Consider the following 18,540-nt stretch of genomic DNA (forward strand, 5'->3'; position numbering starts at 1 on the left):
GGTTATGCTGTATTACCTCAGCCCCGTATCAGGCGAAGCAGTACAACGATAATGGCGATTACAAGTAGTATGTGAATCAGACCACCCACAGCGTCCGGGAACCCGAGGAACCCAATCAGCCAGATGATCACAAGTACCACAGCTATTATATACAGTAAATTTCCCATAGTTTTATTTTTTAGTGTGTTCGTTTGTTGTTTGTTCCTTTAACGTAAATGTCACCGTCAAGTTAAGCGCTCCTTATAAGGCGCAGCAGTACAGCTATCACCGCTAGTACCAGGAGCACGTGAATGATTCCTCCAACGGCATCCGGGAAGCCCAGAAATCCGATCAGCCAGAAAATAACCAGCACCACGGCAATGATATAAAGTAAATTTCCCATAGTTCTTTTCGTAAGTTAAACAAGTGCAGGGGCTCTATAAGGGCACTTCTATAGTCAGCCACTGCCGTACATTAGTTGTACTTTTTAATTTTTAGCTTTTACGGCACACTATAACAAAGGGTTTATTTTTAGCGCCATACTTGTATGTTTTTTATAAGGGTGGAGAAGCAACGGAGGAAATTGGCAAATAGGTTTCTCGTGCTAATAGTTGTTTTGCAGTGCTTTATCCAGGCAAGGATAACAGGCCATGTGCCTATAAATAGAAACAATACCGGGGACTTCGCCCGGGAGAATCCAAGTCAAGTTGTCTAATATTTCACAAACAAAGTTTTAAGTATTCTAAGAAACTAAGGCAAATCACCTACGTTAAGCGTAAACTTCTTAGCTTTGTACAGATTTTTAATTAAAGATATATACATTCTTAACCTATGAAGAAAGTTGCAGTTATTGGTTCTGGAACTATGGGCAACGGCATTGCCCACGTGTTCGCGCAGAATGGTTTTCCTGTATCATTGATAGATATCTCAGAAGAAGCCCTGCAAAAGGCGCTCGGTACAATTTCGAAGAATCTCGACCGCATTATTGCCAAAGGCAACCTGACCGAGGAGCAGAAGCAGCAAACGCTGAGCAACGTGACGACCTTCACCAACATGCAGGAAGGTGTAAAAGATGCAGACCTGGTAGTGGAGGCCGCCACCGAAAACGTGGACCTGAAGCTAAAGATCTTCCGCGACCTGGATAGCTACACCAAGCCGGAGGCTATTCTTGCCTCCAACACCTCCTCTATCTCCATTACAAAAATTGCTTCGGTAACCAACCGCCCTGATAAAGTGATCGGCATGCACTTCATGAACCCGGTGCCTGTTATGAAGCTAGTGGAAGTGATCCGTGGCTACTCCACAACAGATGAGGTAACCCAGCAGATCATGGATCTTTCGAAACAGCTGGGCAAAGTGCCCGCCGAAGCGAACGATTACCCGGGCTTTGTGGCAAACCGCATCCTGATGCCTATGATCAACGAGGCGATTTACAGCCTTTTTGAAGGTGTGGCCGGGGTAGAGGAAATCGACACGATCATGAAGCTGGGAATGGCGCACCCGATGGGTCCGCTTCAACTGGCCGACTTTATCGGGCTTGATGTGTGCCTTTCTATTCTGAACGTGCTGCACGATGGCTTCGGTAACCCTAAATATGCGCCGTGCCCACTGCTGGTAAACATGGTGCAGGCTGGCCACAAAGGCGTTAAGTCCGGCCAGGGTTTCTACTCCTGGACACACGGCACAAAAGAACTGGTGGTAGCGCCGGGCTTTAAGAAGTAGACCAGCTACAGGCAGTACTGCGGGGGCTGCTACCCCTCCTGCGCGTGCTGCTGCATATATTAAAAGAGAAGCCTCTGCCGAGTTTATCGGCAGAGGCTTCTCTTTTATACTTATGTGACCGCCGCAAGGCAGTTTTCGGTATCCTTTTGCTACACGGCTACAGCATGGTCACGCAGTACGTCGTTCAGCGAAGTTTTAAGGTCTGTGCTTTCTTTGCGCTGCCCGATGATGAGTGCGCAAGGCACCTGGAACTCTCCTGCAGGAAACTTCTTGGTGTAAGAGCCGGGGATAACCACGGAACGCGGCGGAACATAGCCTTTGTAAACTTTCTCCTCGCTACCTGTTACATCAAAAATCTTAGAGCTGCCCGTGATGGTAACACCCGCACCGATCACCGCCTCTTTGCCTATGCGGCAGCCTTCCACCAGAATGCTTCTGGAGCCGATAAAGGCACCGTCCTCGATTATAACCGGGGCAGCCTGCACTGGCTCCAGTACACCGCCAAGGCCAACGCCACCGCTCAGGTGCACGTTTTTGCCTACCTGTGCGCAGCTTCCTACCGTTGCCCAGGTATCCACCATGGTGCCGGCACCTACGTATGCACCGATGTTGACGTAAGACGGCATCATTACTACACCATTGGCCAGGTATGCCCCGTAGCGCGCCACGGCATGTGGTACAACGCGCACGCCTAGCTGCTCATAGTTGCGCTTCAGCGCGATCTTATCATGAAATTCAAACGGGCCAACCTCTATGGTCTTCATCTGCTGAATCGGGAAGTAAAGCAAAACGGCTTTCTTCACCCACTCGTTCACCTTCCACTCCTCACCGTTAGGTTCCGCCACGCGCAGGATGCCCTTATCCAGGTCCTCAATAACGGAACGTATGGCTTCAACGGTATCTGATTCTTTCAGCAGCTCACGGTTCTCCCAGGCCTGCTCTATTATTTGTCTTAGCTCCATCTTCAAAAATATGCTTTTTACATAATATTGCGTAAAAGTAAGTATTTTTGGTGGATGTCTGAAAAGAGAATCCTGATTGCTTCCATACTCAAGCCCATTAACGATACCCGGATGTTCGAGAAGCTGGGCCTTTCGCTGAGTAAGCTGCCGGATACTCAAGTACACATAGCCGGTTTCCAAGCGCCGGTTCCGGAGGCACCGGATAATGTGTATTTCCACCCCCTATTCAACTTCCACCGCCTAAGCGTCCGGCGTTTTCTGGCCCAGCGGCAGTACATGCGCCTGCTTGAGAAAATTAAACCCCACCTGGTGATTGCCTCTACGCACGAGCTCCTGCGCAGCAGTCAGGAGTACTGCCGTAGGTATGGCGCTAAACTGATGTATGATGTACAGGAGAACTATGCGCTGAACCTGACATCCCAGGGGCATTACCCGCCCCTGTTGCGCCAGCTGCTCGCCTTCGGGGTGAGAAAGGCAGAAAGCAAAGCTGCCCCGGATGTGGCCCATTTTCTGTTGGCCGAGCGCAGCTACGCAGCGGAGCTGCCGTTTCTGCCCCAGGGCAAGTACAGCATCCTGGAAAACAAGTACCAGGCCCAAGGCGGCTACAGTACCCCTGCTACACCAGTAACCCTGGCTAACGCCCCGCTGCGCCTGCTGTACTCGGGTACCATTGCAGCGATGAACGGAGTATTTGAAGCCGTTGACCTGGTGGAAAAGCTGCACCAGCAAGATGGAACTACTACTTTAACCATTATTGGCTACTGTGCACAAAGCCAGGAGCTACAACAACTGCGGCAACGCATCAGTGGCAAAGGCTATATCCGTATGATTGGGGGTGAGCACCTCGTACCTCATGCGCAAATTCTGCAAGCCATCTCCCAAAGCAATGTCGGGCTACTTCCCTATCGCCCGAACCCCAGCACCGCGCGCTGCGTCCCAACAAAGCTGTATGAGTACATGGCCTATGCCTTGCCCATGCTGGTGCAGCAGAACCCGCTGTGGCAGGAACTGCTTGAGCAGCACCAGGCAGGTTTGTCCATAGACTTTCAGCGGGTAAAAGCCGATGAAGTACGGCGCCGGTTGCGGCAGCAAAGGTTTTACACGGCCGGAGCGCCCCACAGTGTGTTCTGGCAAACGGAGGAGGAAAAGCTGCTTTCTGTCGTTAAGACTGCCTTAAGCGGAGAGGCATCTATCAATAATTTATTTTTAGATAAATCTAAATAAAGAATAAAACAGTATATTTGTCATATAAACAAACTCAAAGTATGCGTAATTCAAGAATTGCAGGCGTTGGCCACTACGTGCCGGATAACGTGGTAACAAACAAGGATCTGGAAAAGATAATGGATACCTCGGATGAATGGATTCGTGAACGGACAGGTATTGTGGAGCGGCGCTACTTTCAGGAAGGTGTAGACACAACTGCCAACATGGGGGCTGCTGCTGCACGCAAGGCCATACAGATGGCTGGGCTGGAGGCCACAGACATTGACCTGATCGTGTTTGCCACCCTGAGCCCAGACTACCTCTTCCCGGGTTCCGGGGTGCTTTTGCAGCGTGAGCTGGGGCTGAAAGAGATACCGGCCCTGGACGTGCGTAACCAATGCTCCGGTTTTATCTATGCCTTGTCTGTGGGGGATCAGTTTATAAAGACCGGCATGTACAACAACGTGCTGGTTGTGGGCGCTGAGATTCACTCCACCGGTCTCGACTTTTCTACCCGTGGTCGCGGTGTGTCTGTTATCTTCGGTGACGGCGCAGGCGCTGTGGTTCTTACCCCGTCTGAAAGCAATGACCGCGGCATCCTGTCTACGCACCTGCACTCCGATGGTGAGTTTGCAGAAGAACTAGCCGTGACAGCACCAAACAGCAACAAGAAAGAGCGCCTGACGCATGAGATGATCGATGACGGAAGCGTTTACCCGTACATGAACGGCAACATGGTGTTTAAGCACGCTGTTACCCGCTTCCCGGAGGTAATCGAAGAGGCACTGAACAAAAACGGCTATAAAGCAGAGGACATTGACCTGCTGGTGCCACACCAGGCTAACCTGCGCATCACGTCCTATATCCAGCAGAAAATGCAACTGCCTGCAGAGAAGGTAATGAGCAACATCCATAAGTATGGCAACACCACCGCCGCTTCTGTGCCGATCGCGCTGAGCGAAGCCTACGAAGAAGGCCGTGTAAAAGAAGGTGACCTGGTTTGCCTTGCCGCCTTCGGTAGTGGATTTACCTGGGCATCAGCACTAATCCGTTGGTAGTAAGGGGTTCTGAATAACTGAGTTGAGAAGACCGGAAGAACTGGATTTAATTTTCTCTCTGATTTGTGTTGGCTAAGTTAGTGCCTACTGAGGCATACAAGCCAATTCTTTTGAGGGTGATCAGAAAAGATATAGCCACTCTATCAACCTTCTCAACTCAGTTATTCAATTATTCAGTCATTCTAAACTATAAAATGAGCCACAGTTACACCGAAGAAAATTACATAAAGGCAATTTACAAGCTCTCAGCGAGTGGCTTGCAGGAGGTGAACACCAACGCCATTGCAGAAGCGCTGGACACCAAAGCCGCCTCCGTGACAGACATGCTCCGGAAGCTGAGCGGCAAGGGTATCGTCAATTATGTAAAGTATAAAGGGGTGTCGCTGACGGAGGCTGGCGAGCGTGTGGCACTGCAAATCATTCGCAAGCACCGCCTCTGGGAAACATTCCTGGTGGAGAAGCTCAGGTTTAACTGGGATGAGGTGCATGAGGTGGCCGAAGAGTTGGAGCACATCTCCTCTACCCTGCTCACCAAACGGCTGGACGAATTCCTGGGCTATCCAAAGTTTGACCCCCACGGCGACCCAATTCCCACAGAGAACGGCGAAATGAAGCTGAAAAAGCAACAGCTGCTCGGTGATATGGCCTTGGGCAACGAAGGCAAAGTTGTCGGGGTAAGCGATTCGCAGCCACTCTTTCTGCAGTTCCTGGATAAGGTCGGCATTGGCCTGGGCTCCCATATTAAAATCATCGACAGGATACTCTACGACAACTCCCTGGAAATAGAGCTGGACGGGCAAAAGCAGCTCCTGATTTCCTGCGAAGTATCAAAAAACATCTACCTATCTGCCTGATCAACGCCATGTTGGACGTCCTCATTCAAAGATTCACGAAACAATGCTAGAACCGGGAGTTCATACAGGCAAATCACTGGAAGAGGTCCACTCCTCTATCGATACCACCACGCCTACCGGTGTCTGGAGGCGCCTGCTGGCTTTTTTGGGCCCCGCCTACCTGGTGAGCGTGGGCTACATGGACCCCGGCAACTGGGCAACCGACATAGCCGGGGGCAGTCAGTTTGGCTACAAACTGGTGTGGGTGCTTCTGATGTCGAACCTCATGGCCATCCTGCTGCAGAGCCTGAGTGCCCGCCTGGGCGTGGTGCGCGGCAAGGACCTGGCACAGGCCTCCCGCGAGAGCTATCCGCCGTATATTAACATTCCGCTGTATGTGCTGGCAGAGATCGCCATCGCCGCCTGTGACCTTGCCGAAGTGCTGGGTATGGCCATCGGACTGCAGTTGCTGTTCGGTATGCCGCTGCTATGGGGAGTTAGCCTGACGGTGCTGGACACGTTTTTACTGCTCTTCCTGATAAACAAGGGCATGCGCAAGATGGAGGCCTTCGTGTTAGCGCTTGTCACCATTATTGGTGGTGCGTTTATCATGGAAATGTTTTTCGCCAAACCCGATGTCAGCGAACTGGTAACGGGCTTCATTCCCTCCATCCCCAGCAGCGATGCCCTGTATATCGCAATCGGTATTATTGGAGCTACCGTAATGCCCCATAACCTTTACCTGCACTCTTCCCTGGTGCAGTCCCGCAAGATAGACCGCTCCCCGCAGGGTATCTGGCGGGCCATTAAGTATAACTTTATTGATTCGGCTGTTGCGCTTAATTTGGCCCTCTTTGTTAACGCCGCCATACTTATACTTGCCGCAGCCGCCTTTTATACCAATGGCATCCATCACGTAACGGAGATACAGGATGCGCATGAGTTTCTGGCGCCGCTGCTGGGCACCAAGTGGGCACCCATACTTTTTGCCGTGGCTTTGATTGCAGCGGGGCAAAGCTCCACACTTACCGGCACACTGGCCGGGCAAATAGTGATGGAGGGCTACCTGAACCTGCGCATACAGCCCTGGCTGCGCCGCATGATCACACGCTTACTGGCCGTGGGGCCTGCCCTTTTCGTCATCATTTACTATGGGGAGGATCAGACGGGTGAGCTGCTGGTGCTGAGCCAGGTCGTGCTGAGTTTGCAGCTGGGTTTTGCCGTGATACCTCTCATTCATTTTGTCAGCAACAAAGATAAAATGGGTGAGTTTGCCATCGGTGCCTGGATGAAGACCGGTGCCTGGCTCATCGCCAGTGTTATTGTTATACTTAACGCCAAGCTTGTACTGGACCAGATTGTGGAGTGGCTGCATGAGGCAGAGAACCCGCTTCTGATATGGGTATTGGTGGTGCCAGTAGCGGTGGCCTGCTGTCTGCTACTACTGTACATCACGCTGCAGCCTTTTGTAACAGGTGCTACAGCACACCACCGGCCGGCCAGGCACCAGCAGCCGGTAAGTTATCAGCCGGAGGCACAACCCGCTTACAAACGCATTGCGGTTACACTTGATTTTTCGGACGTAGACAACACGGTGCTGACAAATGCAGTGGCCATCGGCACGCCTGCCGCAGAGTACCTGCTCATACATATCGTGGAAACAGCAGGGGCCTTTGTTCTGGGGCAGGATATAAAGGATATGGAGACCTCCTCTGACTGGGATAACCTGCAGCGCTACGCCGATGATTTGCGCGCCCGGGGGTACCATGTGCGCGTGCAGCTGGGCTTTGGCAACCCGAAACAGCGTATCCCTAAAATAGTGCATAACTTTGAGGCGGACCTGCTGGTTATGGGGTCGCACGGCCATAAAATGGTGAAGGACCTGATTCTGGGAACAACCATCGACGCTGTTCGCCATGCCGTTAAAGTACCAATGCTGATTATATAGCTCGGGCTGTAGTGAACCAGGCCTGCTGCGTTACTTGTTTAGCATTACAAACTGATCAAAAATGAAGAAGATAAAGACGCACATTGCCCTGCTGGCACTACCGTTGCTGGGGCTTGCCTGCAACAAAGCCACCCCACCCAGTGCTTCAGCTGACCAGCGCATTGAGCAGCAGGAGGTTTCTGCAGCTGTTGCTCCAACTCCTGCCGTGGAGGCCAAGGCGGATAAAAAGCCTGAAAAGATTGAGTGGCTAAGTATGGAGCAGGCTGCTGCCCGCATAAAAGAGGAGCCGCGCAAGGTCGTTATCGATGTGTATACCGATTGGTGCGGCTGGTGTAAGAAAATGGATAAGGAAACCTTCACCGACCCAGAGGTGGCAAAGCTGGTAAACGATCATTTCTACGCTGTAAAGCTGGATGCCGAAGGTAAAGAACCCATCACCCTTAATGGGCAAACGTTCCAGTTTAAGCCCGAGTACAAATCGCATGAGCTGGCAGTAGCCCTGCTGAACGGCCAGATGAGTTTCCCGACGACCGTGTACCTGGACGAAAACATGAACATGCTGGCTCCGGTACCTGGTTACCTGGATGCCAAGAACTTCTCAAAGATCCTGCGCTACTTTGGGGAGAACCATCATAAGGAAATGGATTTTCAGGAATTTGAAAAGAGCACGAAGTAACAGGGCTGCTGTACCGAGGTGGTAATTTCTTGGTATAGTGCTTCTCTGCGCTACAATGCCCCCTTTGGTACGGCTTCCTGAAACCAGGAATATGTGTGGCGCGCTCTTTCTAGTTATTAATCCTTAAATTTGCGCGAAGCATAATTTGAATTTGATTTGATCCATACAGATTTTTCTAACGATACCATCGTAGCCGTAGCTACAGCCCCCGGCGTGGGAGCCATTGCGGTCATCAGGCTTTCCGGCCCTGAAGCCATCAGTATTACCAACAGCGTTTTCAAAGGCAAAGACTTAGCCAGGCAAGCCTGCCACACCATCCACTTCGGTACCATCCGGGAGGAAGAAAAGGTGCTGGACGAAGTGCTGGTGTCGCTGTTTGTAGCACCTCACTCCTATACCAAAGAGAATGTGGTAGAAATATCCTGCCACGGCTCTGATTATATTGTGCAGCAAATTGTACAGCTGCTGCTAAAGCGTGGCGCCCGCCTGGCCAATGCCGGTGAGTTTACAAAACGTGCTTTCCTGAACGGGCAGTTCGACCTGGCACAGGCCGAAGCCGTAGCCGATCTGATTTCTTCCGACTCCGCCCTCTCCCATGAGGTGGCCATGAAACAGATGCGTGGCGGCTTTTCGCAGGAGATCAAGCGTCTGCGTGCCGAGCTCGTACACTTTGCCTCTATGATTGAGCTCGAGCTGGATTTTGGCGAGGAAGACGTAGAGTTTGCTGACCGTGAGCAACTGCGGACCCTTATCAGCAACATTCAACGCATCATTCGGGAGCTGCTGAAGTCTTTTGAGCTGGGTAACGTGATCAAAAACGGCGTGCCGACGGTGATTGTGGGCAATCCGAATGCCGGTAAATCAACCCTGCTCAACAAGCTACTGAACGAGGAAAAAGCTATTGTATCAGACGTTCCCGGTACTACCCGCGACTTCATCGAAGACGAGATCAACATCGAAGGCATCACCTTCCGCTTTATCGATACAGCCGGTTTAAGAGAGACAACAGACAAAGTAGAAGCGATTGGTGTAGAACGTACCATGCAGAAGCTGAGCCAGTCGTCGCTGATCATTTATCTTTTCGATATTACCGAAGTAACCGCTGCCCAGGTACAGGCCGAACTGGACAGACTGAATCCAAAGAAACTTCCTTTAGTAGCAGTGGCCAATAAGATAGACCGTGCCCCAGCCGATAAAGTTGCTGCTTTCGAAAGTATAGAAGGCCTTGTGACCATCTCTGCCGCCGAAGGTGCCAACCTGGACGAGCTAAAGCAGGCATTGGTAGAAAAAGTAAACCTGGGCAAGCTCAACACGCAAAGCCAGACCATCGTCACCAACCTGCGCCACGTCGACAGCCTGAACAAAACCTACGCCGCCCTTGACGATGTGCTTAACGGCCTTGGTCTGGGCATGAGCGGTGATTTGGTTGCAGCCGATATCCGCCGCGCGCTCTACAGCTTAGGTGAAATAACTGGTGAAATCACCACGGATGACCTGTTGGACAATATCTTCACGAAGTTCTGTATTGGTAAGTAGAATCAGGATTTATAGAATTAAAGAAGATATACAGGATGGTGTTGGCTTCGAAGTATAAAGGAAGACCTCAGAGCAAGCATCATCCCGTACATCCGTTCATCCTGAAAATCCTGATTCAGACAAATAATCCCGCCTGCACGATGTAGGCAGGTCGCGACCTGTCCCTGCGAAAGAAATATTTGTTTCAATCTATATTTTATACTTCCCATTATCCAATTTTCTGTACCTTGTACTTCTGTTTTAAAATGGATTACAAGCTTACATGGCCAAGAAGAATACCCCTACCTCCACCCCCAAGGCGGATATAGATTTTGAAAACGAACTCTGGAATGCCGCCAACGAGCTGCGCGGCGCAGTAGCTGAGAACCAGTACAAAGACTACGTGCTGTCGCTGCTGTTCCTGAAGCACCTCTCCGAGCGCTACGAAGTACGCAAACAGGAGCTGCAGCTTTCCTTTCTGGATGAGAAAAGCGACTACTATAACATAGAAGCACACGAGCAGAGCGAGGTGCTGGAAGACGAGCTGGAGTACCAGGTAAAGAACGTATACCGCCTGCCGAAAGAAGCTACCTGGACCTACCTGCGCGAGAACGCTGAGCAGGACGACATCAAGGTGAAGGTGGACCAGGCCTTTGTGCTGATCGACGAGCTCCTGAGCAAGCGCAACCCCGACTACAAAGGCGTGCTGGAGCCGATCTTCGTGAAAAGTCAGCTCTCCCCTACGCAGGTGGCCGGGCTCATCAACCTGTTCTCTAAAGAGAAGTTCTCCGAGGTCAACAACCCCGAATCCGACATCTACGGCCGCGTGTATGAGTACTACATCGGTAAGTTTGCGATGGCTGAAGGCTCCGGTGCGGGGCAGTTCTTTACACCGGGCTCGGTAGTGCGTTTGCTCGTGGAAATGCTGGAGCCGCTCAAGGGCCGCATCATGGACCTGGCCTGCGGCTCGGGTGGTATGTTTGTGCAGAGCCTTAAGTTTCTGCAGGCGCACGGAGGCGACAAAAACGACATCTCCATTTATGGGCAGGAGCGCTACGAAGGCACGCTGCGCCTCTGCAAAATGAACCTGCTGCTGCGCAACCTCTCCTTCGACGTGAAGCTGGGCGACTCGCTGCTGCAGGACCGTTTCCCTGACCTGAAGGCTGACTATGCCCTCATGAACCCGCCGTTCAACATCAGTAACTGGCATCCCGAACTGCTGCCCGACAACGACCCGCGCCTTTTCGGGGCCAAAGATACTTTTACCACTCCCGGCAACGCCAACTACATGTGGTTCCAGACGCTTTGGCACCACCTCTCGGAGCGTGGCACGGCAGGCGTAGTGATGGCTAACGGCGCCATGACCACCGGAAGCGCCGGCGAAAAGAACGTGCGCGAGCACATGATACAGCAAGGCATGGTAGACTGCATTGTGCAGATGCCCGACAAGCTGTTCCTGACCACCGGCATACCGGCCTGTATATTTATACTGAGCAAGAACCGCGACGGCCGCGACGGTGAACACCGCGAGCGCAAAAATGAGATTCTCTTCATTGATGCCCGCAAACTGGGCACCATGGCCAGCCGCCGCCTGCGTGTGTTCGAAGATGCCGACGTGGCCCGCATTGCCGACACCTACCATACCTGGCGCAACCTGGGAGGCAATTACTCAGACACCGAAGGCTTCTGCAAGGCCGCTACCTTAGCCGAAGTGGCCGCCAACAACTACGTGCTCTCGCCGGGCCGCTACGTGGGCTCCGAAGCCGAGGAAGACGACGGCGTTCCGTTTGAAGAGAAGATGAAGCTGCTGACTACCGAACTGGCCGCTCAGTTCGAAGAAAGCGCCCTACTGGAGAAACGGATTCGGGAGAATCTGGAGGGGATTGGGTTTGGTTTCTAAATTTAATTAGGATATGAATAATCTAACATTTGAAGATTTCACTACCAACTACGATTATGCTAACTCATTACTTGGCTTAACAAATACATTCAATTTAGATCATATAAATGAGTTGAGATCAGGGTTAAAAGATATTAATTTCTTTATTCAAAGGTGCCAAATACTATTAAAAGCTTTTGAAGCCGAGAAAAAGGAGATAGAAAAAATAAAATTACTTTCCCTCTCTGGCCAAATTGATGAAGCTAATTCTATCATAAAAGAGTACTTAATTCAGATAGATCATGAATTGACTTATTGTGATATGCAAAACCTGAAATCTAAAGAAAATGTTGATGAGTTTCTTACAGAATATTTAACTCTTATAGAACAACACGCAGATTTTATTTCTATAAAACTAGCTAAACTTGATACTAAACTTAGACCTTTAAAGGACCACCTTAGTTTTTTGGCAGAGCACGAAAAAGTTCAAAACATAAGAGTAACAGACCTTGGAGATAGAGAAGCTCAAGTCTATCGTGCATTCAGAAGAGGGTACGAAGATTCACTAGGTTTTTAATTAATATAATTTTTTTTAATTATTATAATTTTTGAAAATGAGAGATAACCCAAATATAGAAGAAGAAGAAGAATTGTCTTATATGGATCTTCAAGGTATTTTGAATGATAATGAAGAAATAGCTGACGATTTAGAATTAGCTAATTTAGAAGATACCAAAGTATATTCTAGAGATTGGACTATAGGTACAATTTATGACCAAATAGATCAGCAGAATATTGATTTAAATCCCGATTTCCAAAGAAGAAACGCATGGGACGACGCTCGTAGAAGTAGACTTATAGAATCTCTAATTGTGGGATATCCTGTGCCTGAGGTTGTATTAGCTGAAGATTTAGAGAAGCGTAGGTCTTTCCTTGTAATTGATGGTAAGCAAAGATTATTAACGATTGCAGGATTTATTAATCCACAAATTCCTTATTGGAATAAGCCGATTTTGACTGGTCTAAAAGTCCGCAAAGATTTGAATGGATTAGCATATCAAGACTTAATTTCTAATCCTGCTTATACTGATGTAGTTAGATCATTAAAAAATGCTGACTTACGCTGTACAGTAATTTCTAGTTATAGATCTAATGATGTTTTATATAATATATTTCACAGGTTAAATACTGGTTCAGTTCCACTAGCTACTCAAGAGCTTAGACAAGTCCTTTTTAGAGGCCCATTCTCTAATTATTTAATTGCTATCACTAATGATCTTCAACCTATTCATAGTGTACTTGGATTGAAGGGTCCAGATCATAGATTGAGAGATGTAGAAATAATACTTAGATATCTTGCTATATGTTTTTTTGGAAACTCTTATGCTGGAAATCTGAAGAAATTTTTAGATGACTCAATGAAAGCTTTCAATTTAAAATGGAATGAATTTAATGAGACAGTTGAAGGTGAATATCAGAATTTAAATAATTCTTTATTTAAGCTTGAAAATGTCTTTGGAAGATTTAACAGAATTGGCAGAAAATATACAGAAAATAAATTAGAGCCCAGATTCAATAGAGTTTTGTTTGAAGTTCAGGTATTTTATTTTAGGTCTGTACCGGAGGAGTTACTTACTGAACAGAGTATTGCTAAGTTCACTCATGACTTCCAGTTAATGTGTAATGCTGCCGAGTTTAGAAGTTCAATAGAAGCAACAACGAAAACAAAAGATAGCTACTTTACAAGATTTAGCAATTTTGAAACATTAATAAATTCTGTATTTGATTTAAAGTTAAATATTAATCCATTTGTTAGATGATGAACTATAGAGGATTAATTTATCAAAGTCTCGTAGATCTTAAAGCAAATATTTCACAAATTCAGAATCAGTTTCTCAATAGGCATTTAGCAGATCCTTTAGTCACAGACAATGAATATAGATTAGACATTAATGCATTTTGTGTTTTGTCACATGCATATTTTGAACAGTATTTTGAAGAAATCTCTCTTAATGTTTGTGAGTCAATTGTTGATGCTTACAAACATTATAAGAAAGTAAGTATCGGTACATTGATGTTGATGCACTTGATATCTACTTCTAAATTTCCTTATAAAGATGGAGATACGTCACTTGTAAATATAGATGATTATGTAATACAAGACTTGAATTTATCTAAAGTAAAGCTGAATAAATCTTTAAAAGGAAATCATGGTGCTTCTTTAAAGTATCTGAAAAATATCCTTATCCCTGTTGGCGTTGATGTACCTTCTCACCCAATTTATATGGATTCTTTAAATAAGTTAGTAAGCGAAAGGGGGGTATTTGCACATGGGAATAAACAAGATGGAACAATTCGTAGGCCTTATTCACCTTCACAAGCCAACTCTATAATTAATGATTGCTTAGAATTGGCTGAAGAAATTAACCAATTGGCTAGACGTATAGCAGAGAGATAAGCTTAAATGAACAACTGGTATACATATAAACTAGGAGAACTGATAAACGTGCAGAACGGCTATGCCTTCAAGTCAGGTGATTTGAAAGAAAGTGGTATACCTGTTATTAAAATCAAAAATATTCAGCCGCCTAACATTTCATTAGACGAAGCTGATTGTTTTCCTCATGAGTTAACGGCAAAGCTGAACCAATTTATAGTCAAGAAGAAGGATATACTTATCTCGATGACTGGCTCGCATATCAGCCAGATTTCTTCTGCTGTTGGTAAAGTTGGAAGGTATGGGTTTGATAAGCCTGCATTACTAAACCAACGTGTCGGAAAGTTATACTCTAAAGATACTGAGAAGCTGAATGACGACTTCTTATACTATTATATTTCAAGACCTGAAGTGCAGTTTGAATTAGCTACCAATGCAGGTGGAAGTGCTAATCAGGCAAACATTTCTCCACAGCACATCAAGGATTTAGAAATTGAGGTACCAAGTATAGAAGCCCAACGCCGCATAGCCGAGATCTTATTTGCGCTAGATGACAAAATAGAGTTGAACCGCCGCATGAACCAAACGCTGGAATTCATGGCACAGACTCTTTTTCAAAAGCTGTTTAATTCTGAAGAATGCGATAGCTGGGATATTGTACGTTTAGGTGATTTGATTGATATCAAAGGAGGTTACTCATATGAGGGGAAATTTATTGGAAGTGGAGATGCTTATCTTCTCGGTATGGGATGTGTTTCATTTAAAGACCGTTTTATATTTTCTGGGGCCCGGCCTTATTCAGGTGATTGTAAAGACGCTTATTTAGTTAAGCCCGGGGACATTATCATAGCAACGCGACAGCAATCTGATAATCTACCAATTCTTGGATTTCCTGCTATAGTACCGATTTCATTCAAGCATAAAAAAGTAATTGTAGGTACCAATTTATATAAGGTCTTTAATAAATCTGATCTCAATAATAATTTACTATTCCAGTTACTTAAATCTGATAATTATAAGAATCATATTTTGTCAAATTCAAAAGGTTCAACAGTCAGAATGATAACTAAAGACTCTATAGAAAACTATGAATTTAAAATGCCAACCAAGGAAAGACTTCAGTTATATCAGAATACTTTTATAACAATAGGTGATAAATTAGAAAGCAATATTGAACAAAGCAGAAAATTATCACAACTCCGCGACACCCTCCTACCCAAACTCATGTCGGGAGAAATTGATGTAATGCAAACCAAATTGGACGAACTGCATGAGCCAGTACTTAGCTGAAGAAGCCATTGAGCAGGCGGCCATTGCTTGGCTGCGCGAACTGGAGCCCTATACCTACCAGCACGGCTCCGATATAAAGCGCGACCTGAGCAAAGCCGTGCTCGAAGATGTGTTTGAACAATTTCTGCAGCGCCGCTACCCGCAGGTGCCGCCAAAGGTACTGGCCGAACTAAAGCAGGAGTTCCTTTACAACTCGGGCGCAGATCTGCACCAGCGCAACCACGCCTTCCACCTCAAGCTCAGCAAAGGCATCAGCAAAACCTGGAAAGACGATACCGGCAAACAGCACTTCGGCCACTTCTACCCCATCGCCTACGATGCTATTTCGCAGAACGACTTCCAGGTGGTCAACCAGTTCACCATCATCGGCAAAAGCAAGCGCATTCCCGACCTGATTATTTTCGTGAACGGCCTGCCGCTGGTGCTCTTCGAATTCAAAAACCTGTTCAACCAGGACGCCACCGTAGAAGCCGCCTACAACCAGGTGCAGCACTATACCTACCAGATTCCGCAGCTCTTCGAATACAACGCCCTCACGGTAGTCAGCGACGGCCAGACCACACTGCACGGCATGTACAGCAGCGGCCTGGAGTGGTTCGCCGCCTGGAAAAGCATAGACGGCCGCGAGGTAACCGGCAACGGCTTCGCGCTGGAAACGCTTATCAAAGGTTTGCTCGTGCCCGAGCGCCTCTTGCAATACGTGCGCCACTACATCTTCCACGAGCCCGACAAGGGCCAACTGATCAAGAAAGGCGCCAAGTACCACCAGTTCTTCGGCATACAGTACGCTCTGCAGGAAACGCTGAAGTCGGTAAAGCCCTATGGCGATGGCCGCATTGGCGTGGTCTGGCACACCACCCGATCGGGCAAAAGCATTACCATGGCCATTTACACCGGCATCCTGCGGCAGTTGCCCGAGCTCAAGAACCCGACCATTGTGGTGCAGGTAGACCGCTTCGACCTCAACCGCCAGCTCTTCGACGATTTTGTGGCCGCCAAAGACCTGGTAGGCGACGTGCAGATTGCTAATACTACCGACGAACTGCGCAGCCTCTTGAGCGGCGATGGCGGCGGAGTGGTGTTCAGTACCGTGCAGAAGTTTAACCTCAAAGACACAGCAACTGGCCGCGAGCTGGAGCACCCCGTCCTGAGCACCCGCGACAACATCATCGTGATTGCCGACGAGTGCCACCGCACGCAGTACGGCCTGGTGCAGGGCTTTGCCAACAACCTGCGCCGCGCCCTGCCGCAGGCCTCCTTCATTGGCTTCACCGGCACGCCCGTCGACAGCAAAGACGCCGACACCGTAGCCGTGTTCGGCGACATCATCCATACCTACGACATCCGCCAGGCCACCGAAGACAAAGCCGTAGTGCCGATCTACTATGAGCCGCGCCTGGCCAAGCTGCACCTGGGCAACGAGCAGCTCGAAGAAGAAGCCGAAGAGATAACCGGCGGTCTGGAAGAGAACGAGAAGAACCGCATTTTGTGGGCCGCCATGGAAGACGCCGCCGGGGCAAAAGAGCGCGTAGAAGCCATCGCCAAAGATATTCTGCAGCACTATACCTCAAGAGAGAAAAGTCTGAGCGGCAAAGCCATGATCGTGTGCATGAGCCGCCGCAATTGCGTGAAGCTCTATGATGCACTCACCGCGCTGGAAGGTTGCCCCGAAGTAGCGGTGATCATGACCACCAACATCGCCAAAGACCCTGATACATGGCATCCGCATGTGCGGGGTAAAGAGCAGATGGAAGCTGTGAAAGCCCGCTTCAAAGACCCGGATGATCCTTTGAAACTTGTGATCGTGCGCGACATGTGGCTCACCGGCTTCGACAACCCGGCCATGCATACCTTGTATGTCGACAAAGTGATGAGCGGTCACAATTTGATACAGGCAGTAAACCGCGTGGCTACCGTGTTCCGCGACAAGCCCAGCGGCCTGATCGTAGACTACATCGGCATCGGCGACAAACTACGCGATGCCACGAAGAAGTATACTACCGCAGGCGGTAAGGGCAAAGTAACCGTGAATATAGAAGAGGCTTTTTCGCTGGCTCAGGAAATGATACAGTTGCTGCGGGAGCAGTTGCCAACTGATTTCTCCTATAGCACCTGGCCTGCACTAACTTCCGCAGATAAAATAAAACTGGTAAGCCGTGCGACAAATCATATCGTGTCAGACGATGAGGAGTGCAAGGCTTTCATGCTGAACGAGAAGAAGCTAACCAGCCTCGCTCCTATCGTTAAAAACCACCATTCCATTAACGATATCGCCATAGACATACTCTTCTTCCAACATGTTGGCGCAGCCGTACGAAAAGTAAAATATCCTGCCACAAACATAAAAAAGAAAGAAGGTCAAATAAAGGAGCTGATCCATCGCAGCATAGAAAGCGATGAAGTGATCGACGTTTTCCAGATGGCTGGTATTGAGCGTCTGGATATATCCATCATCAACGATGCCTTTCTGGCCACAGCCAAAGAACAGAAGACTGGCAACGAACTGAAACTGGAGCTTATCCGGCAGATTCTGAATGATGAAATAAAAGTACGCTCCAGTAAAAATCTGGTAAAATACCGCAAGTTCAAAGAAGAGGTTGAGCGCATTATTTCACAGTATCACAACAATTTCTTCGATAACCTGATGGCTTTACAGGAGTTGATCAACAAGGTAGCCAAGCCCATACAGGAAGAAGATCAGCGGCTCAATCAGTTAGGCATAACGGAAGAAGAAGAGGCCTTTTATGAGATATTAGCCAATCACCCCAACGCCATTCAGGACTACGACCTGATAAAGGTGCTCGTGCATAAAATACTGGCAGAGGTAAAGAAAAGCGCCTCCCAACCCGACTGGTATAAGAAAGACGATACCAAAGCACAACTGATGCTGGCCGTAAAAAAGGTGCTGCGCTTTAAAGTGAAAGCCGAGCTGCAGGAGATACTGGATGAAGTGATGGAGCAGGCCGAGGCCAGGTATAAGGAGTATGACATGCATGTAGCTTAGAACACAGAAAACGAATCACTATCAAGGGTTC

16 protein-coding genes are annotated in these 18,540 nt (G+C 48.3%); 13 read left to right on the forward strand and 3 right to left on the reverse strand.

The genetic code is table 11. The annotated features are described in order from the left end of the window. Nucleotides 1–17 precede the first annotated feature (17 nt). Complete coding sequence (locus CA264_RS06610) at nt 18–167, reverse strand: lmo0937 family membrane protein (protein WP_115566706.1); 150 nt, start codon at nt 165–167, stop codon at nt 18–20. Between the two features lie 62 nt (nt 168–229). Then, nucleotides 230–382 carry a lmo0937 family membrane protein gene (locus CA264_RS06615; protein ID WP_108212983.1) on the reverse strand — a complete coding sequence of 51 codons (153 nt, stop codon included), beginning with the start codon at nt 380–382 and terminating at the stop codon, nt 230–232. A 428-nt stretch (nt 383–810) separates the two neighbouring features. Here CA264_RS06615 and CA264_RS06620 point away from each other — a divergent pair, with 428 nt between their 5' ends. Then, entirely contained in the window at nt 811–1,701 is an 891-nt protein-coding gene (locus CA264_RS06620) for a 3-hydroxyacyl-CoA dehydrogenase family protein (protein WP_025605676.1), read from the forward strand. Nucleotides 1,702–1,850: 149 nt separating this feature from the next. Here CA264_RS06620 and CA264_RS06625 read toward each other — a convergent pair whose 3' ends face one another. Continuing rightward, nucleotides 1,851–2,663 (reverse strand): 2,3,4,5-tetrahydropyridine-2,6-dicarboxylate N-succinyltransferase, encoded by an 813-nt coding sequence (locus CA264_RS06625; protein ID WP_025605678.1) that lies wholly within the window; start codon nt 2,661–2,663, stop codon nt 1,851–1,853. Nucleotides 2,664–2,717: 54 nt separating this feature from the next. Between CA264_RS06625 and CA264_RS06630 the strand changes: the two genes are divergently transcribed. The 12 genes from CA264_RS06630 (at nt 2,718) to CA264_RS06690 (ending at nt 18,509) form a co-directional block, all read left to right on the forward strand. Then, nucleotides 2,718–3,887: a glycosyltransferase gene (locus CA264_RS06630; protein WP_025605680.1), complete on the forward strand. Its 1,170-nt coding sequence runs from the start codon at nt 2,718–2,720 to the stop codon at nt 3,885–3,887. A 41-nt stretch (nt 3,888–3,928) separates the two neighbouring features. Continuing rightward, complete coding sequence (locus CA264_RS06635) at nt 3,929–4,927, forward strand: 3-oxoacyl-ACP synthase III family protein (protein WP_025605682.1); 999 nt, start codon at nt 3,929–3,931, stop codon at nt 4,925–4,927. Between the two features lie 194 nt (nt 4,928–5,121). Beyond that, nucleotides 5,122–5,781 (forward strand): metal-dependent transcriptional regulator, encoded by a 660-nt coding sequence (locus tag CA264_RS06640; protein WP_025605684.1) that lies wholly within the window; start codon nt 5,122–5,124, stop codon nt 5,779–5,781. A 43-nt stretch (nt 5,782–5,824) separates the two neighbouring features. Continuing rightward, nucleotides 5,825–7,708 (forward strand): Nramp family divalent metal transporter, encoded by a 1,884-nt coding sequence (locus CA264_RS06645; protein ID WP_025605686.1) that lies wholly within the window; start codon nt 5,825–5,827, stop codon nt 7,706–7,708. A 61-nt stretch (nt 7,709–7,769) separates the two neighbouring features. Next, entirely contained in the window at nt 7,770–8,384 is a 615-nt protein-coding gene (locus CA264_RS06650; RefSeq protein ID WP_025605687.1) for a thioredoxin family protein, read from the forward strand. A gap of 156 nt (nt 8,385–8,540) precedes the next feature. Next, on the forward strand, nt 8,541–9,920 hold the full coding sequence (gene mnmE / locus CA264_RS06655) for a tRNA uridine-5-carboxymethylaminomethyl(34) synthesis GTPase MnmE (protein WP_025605689.1): 1,380 nt from the start codon (nt 8,541–8,543) through the stop codon (nt 9,918–9,920). A 262-nt stretch (nt 9,921–10,182) separates the two neighbouring features. Further along, a complete protein-coding gene (locus CA264_RS06665; protein ID WP_025605692.1) occupies nt 10,183–11,799 on the forward strand; it encodes a type I restriction-modification system subunit M in 1,617 nt (538 codons plus the stop codon). 13 nt (nt 11,800–11,812) lie between these two features. Further along, the gene (locus CA264_RS06670; RefSeq protein ID WP_025605694.1) at nt 11,813–12,355 is read left to right on the forward strand and encodes a hypothetical protein; all 543 of its coding nucleotides are present in this window, start codon (nt 11,813–11,815) and stop codon (nt 12,353–12,355) included. A gap of 37 nt (nt 12,356–12,392) precedes the next feature. Continuing rightward, on the forward strand, nt 12,393–13,598 hold the full coding sequence (locus tag CA264_RS06675) for a DUF262 domain-containing protein (protein ID WP_025605696.1): 1,206 nt from the start codon (nt 12,393–12,395) through the stop codon (nt 13,596–13,598). Beyond that, nucleotides 13,595–14,236 carry a HEPN domain-containing protein gene (locus CA264_RS06680; RefSeq protein ID WP_025605698.1) on the forward strand — a complete coding sequence of 214 codons (642 nt, stop codon included), beginning with the start codon at nt 13,595–13,597 and terminating at the stop codon, nt 14,234–14,236. The genes CA264_RS06675 and CA264_RS06680 overlap by 4 nt, the downstream gene beginning before the upstream one ends. Nucleotides 14,237–14,242: 6 nt before the next feature. Then, nucleotides 14,243–15,505 carry a restriction endonuclease subunit S gene (locus tag CA264_RS06685; protein WP_025605699.1) on the forward strand — a complete coding sequence of 421 codons (1,263 nt, stop codon included), beginning with the start codon at nt 14,243–14,245 and terminating at the stop codon, nt 15,503–15,505. Then, nucleotides 15,486–18,509 (forward strand): type I restriction endonuclease subunit R, encoded by a 3,024-nt coding sequence (locus tag CA264_RS06690; RefSeq protein ID WP_025605701.1) that lies wholly within the window; start codon nt 15,486–15,488, stop codon nt 18,507–18,509. The genes CA264_RS06685 and CA264_RS06690 overlap by 20 nt, the downstream gene beginning before the upstream one ends. Nucleotides 18,510–18,540 lie beyond the last annotated feature (31 nt).

Source organism: Pontibacter actiniarum (assembly GCF_003585765.1).
Classification (GTDB): Bacteria; Bacteroidota; Bacteroidia; order Cytophagales; family Hymenobacteraceae; genus Pontibacter; species Pontibacter actiniarum.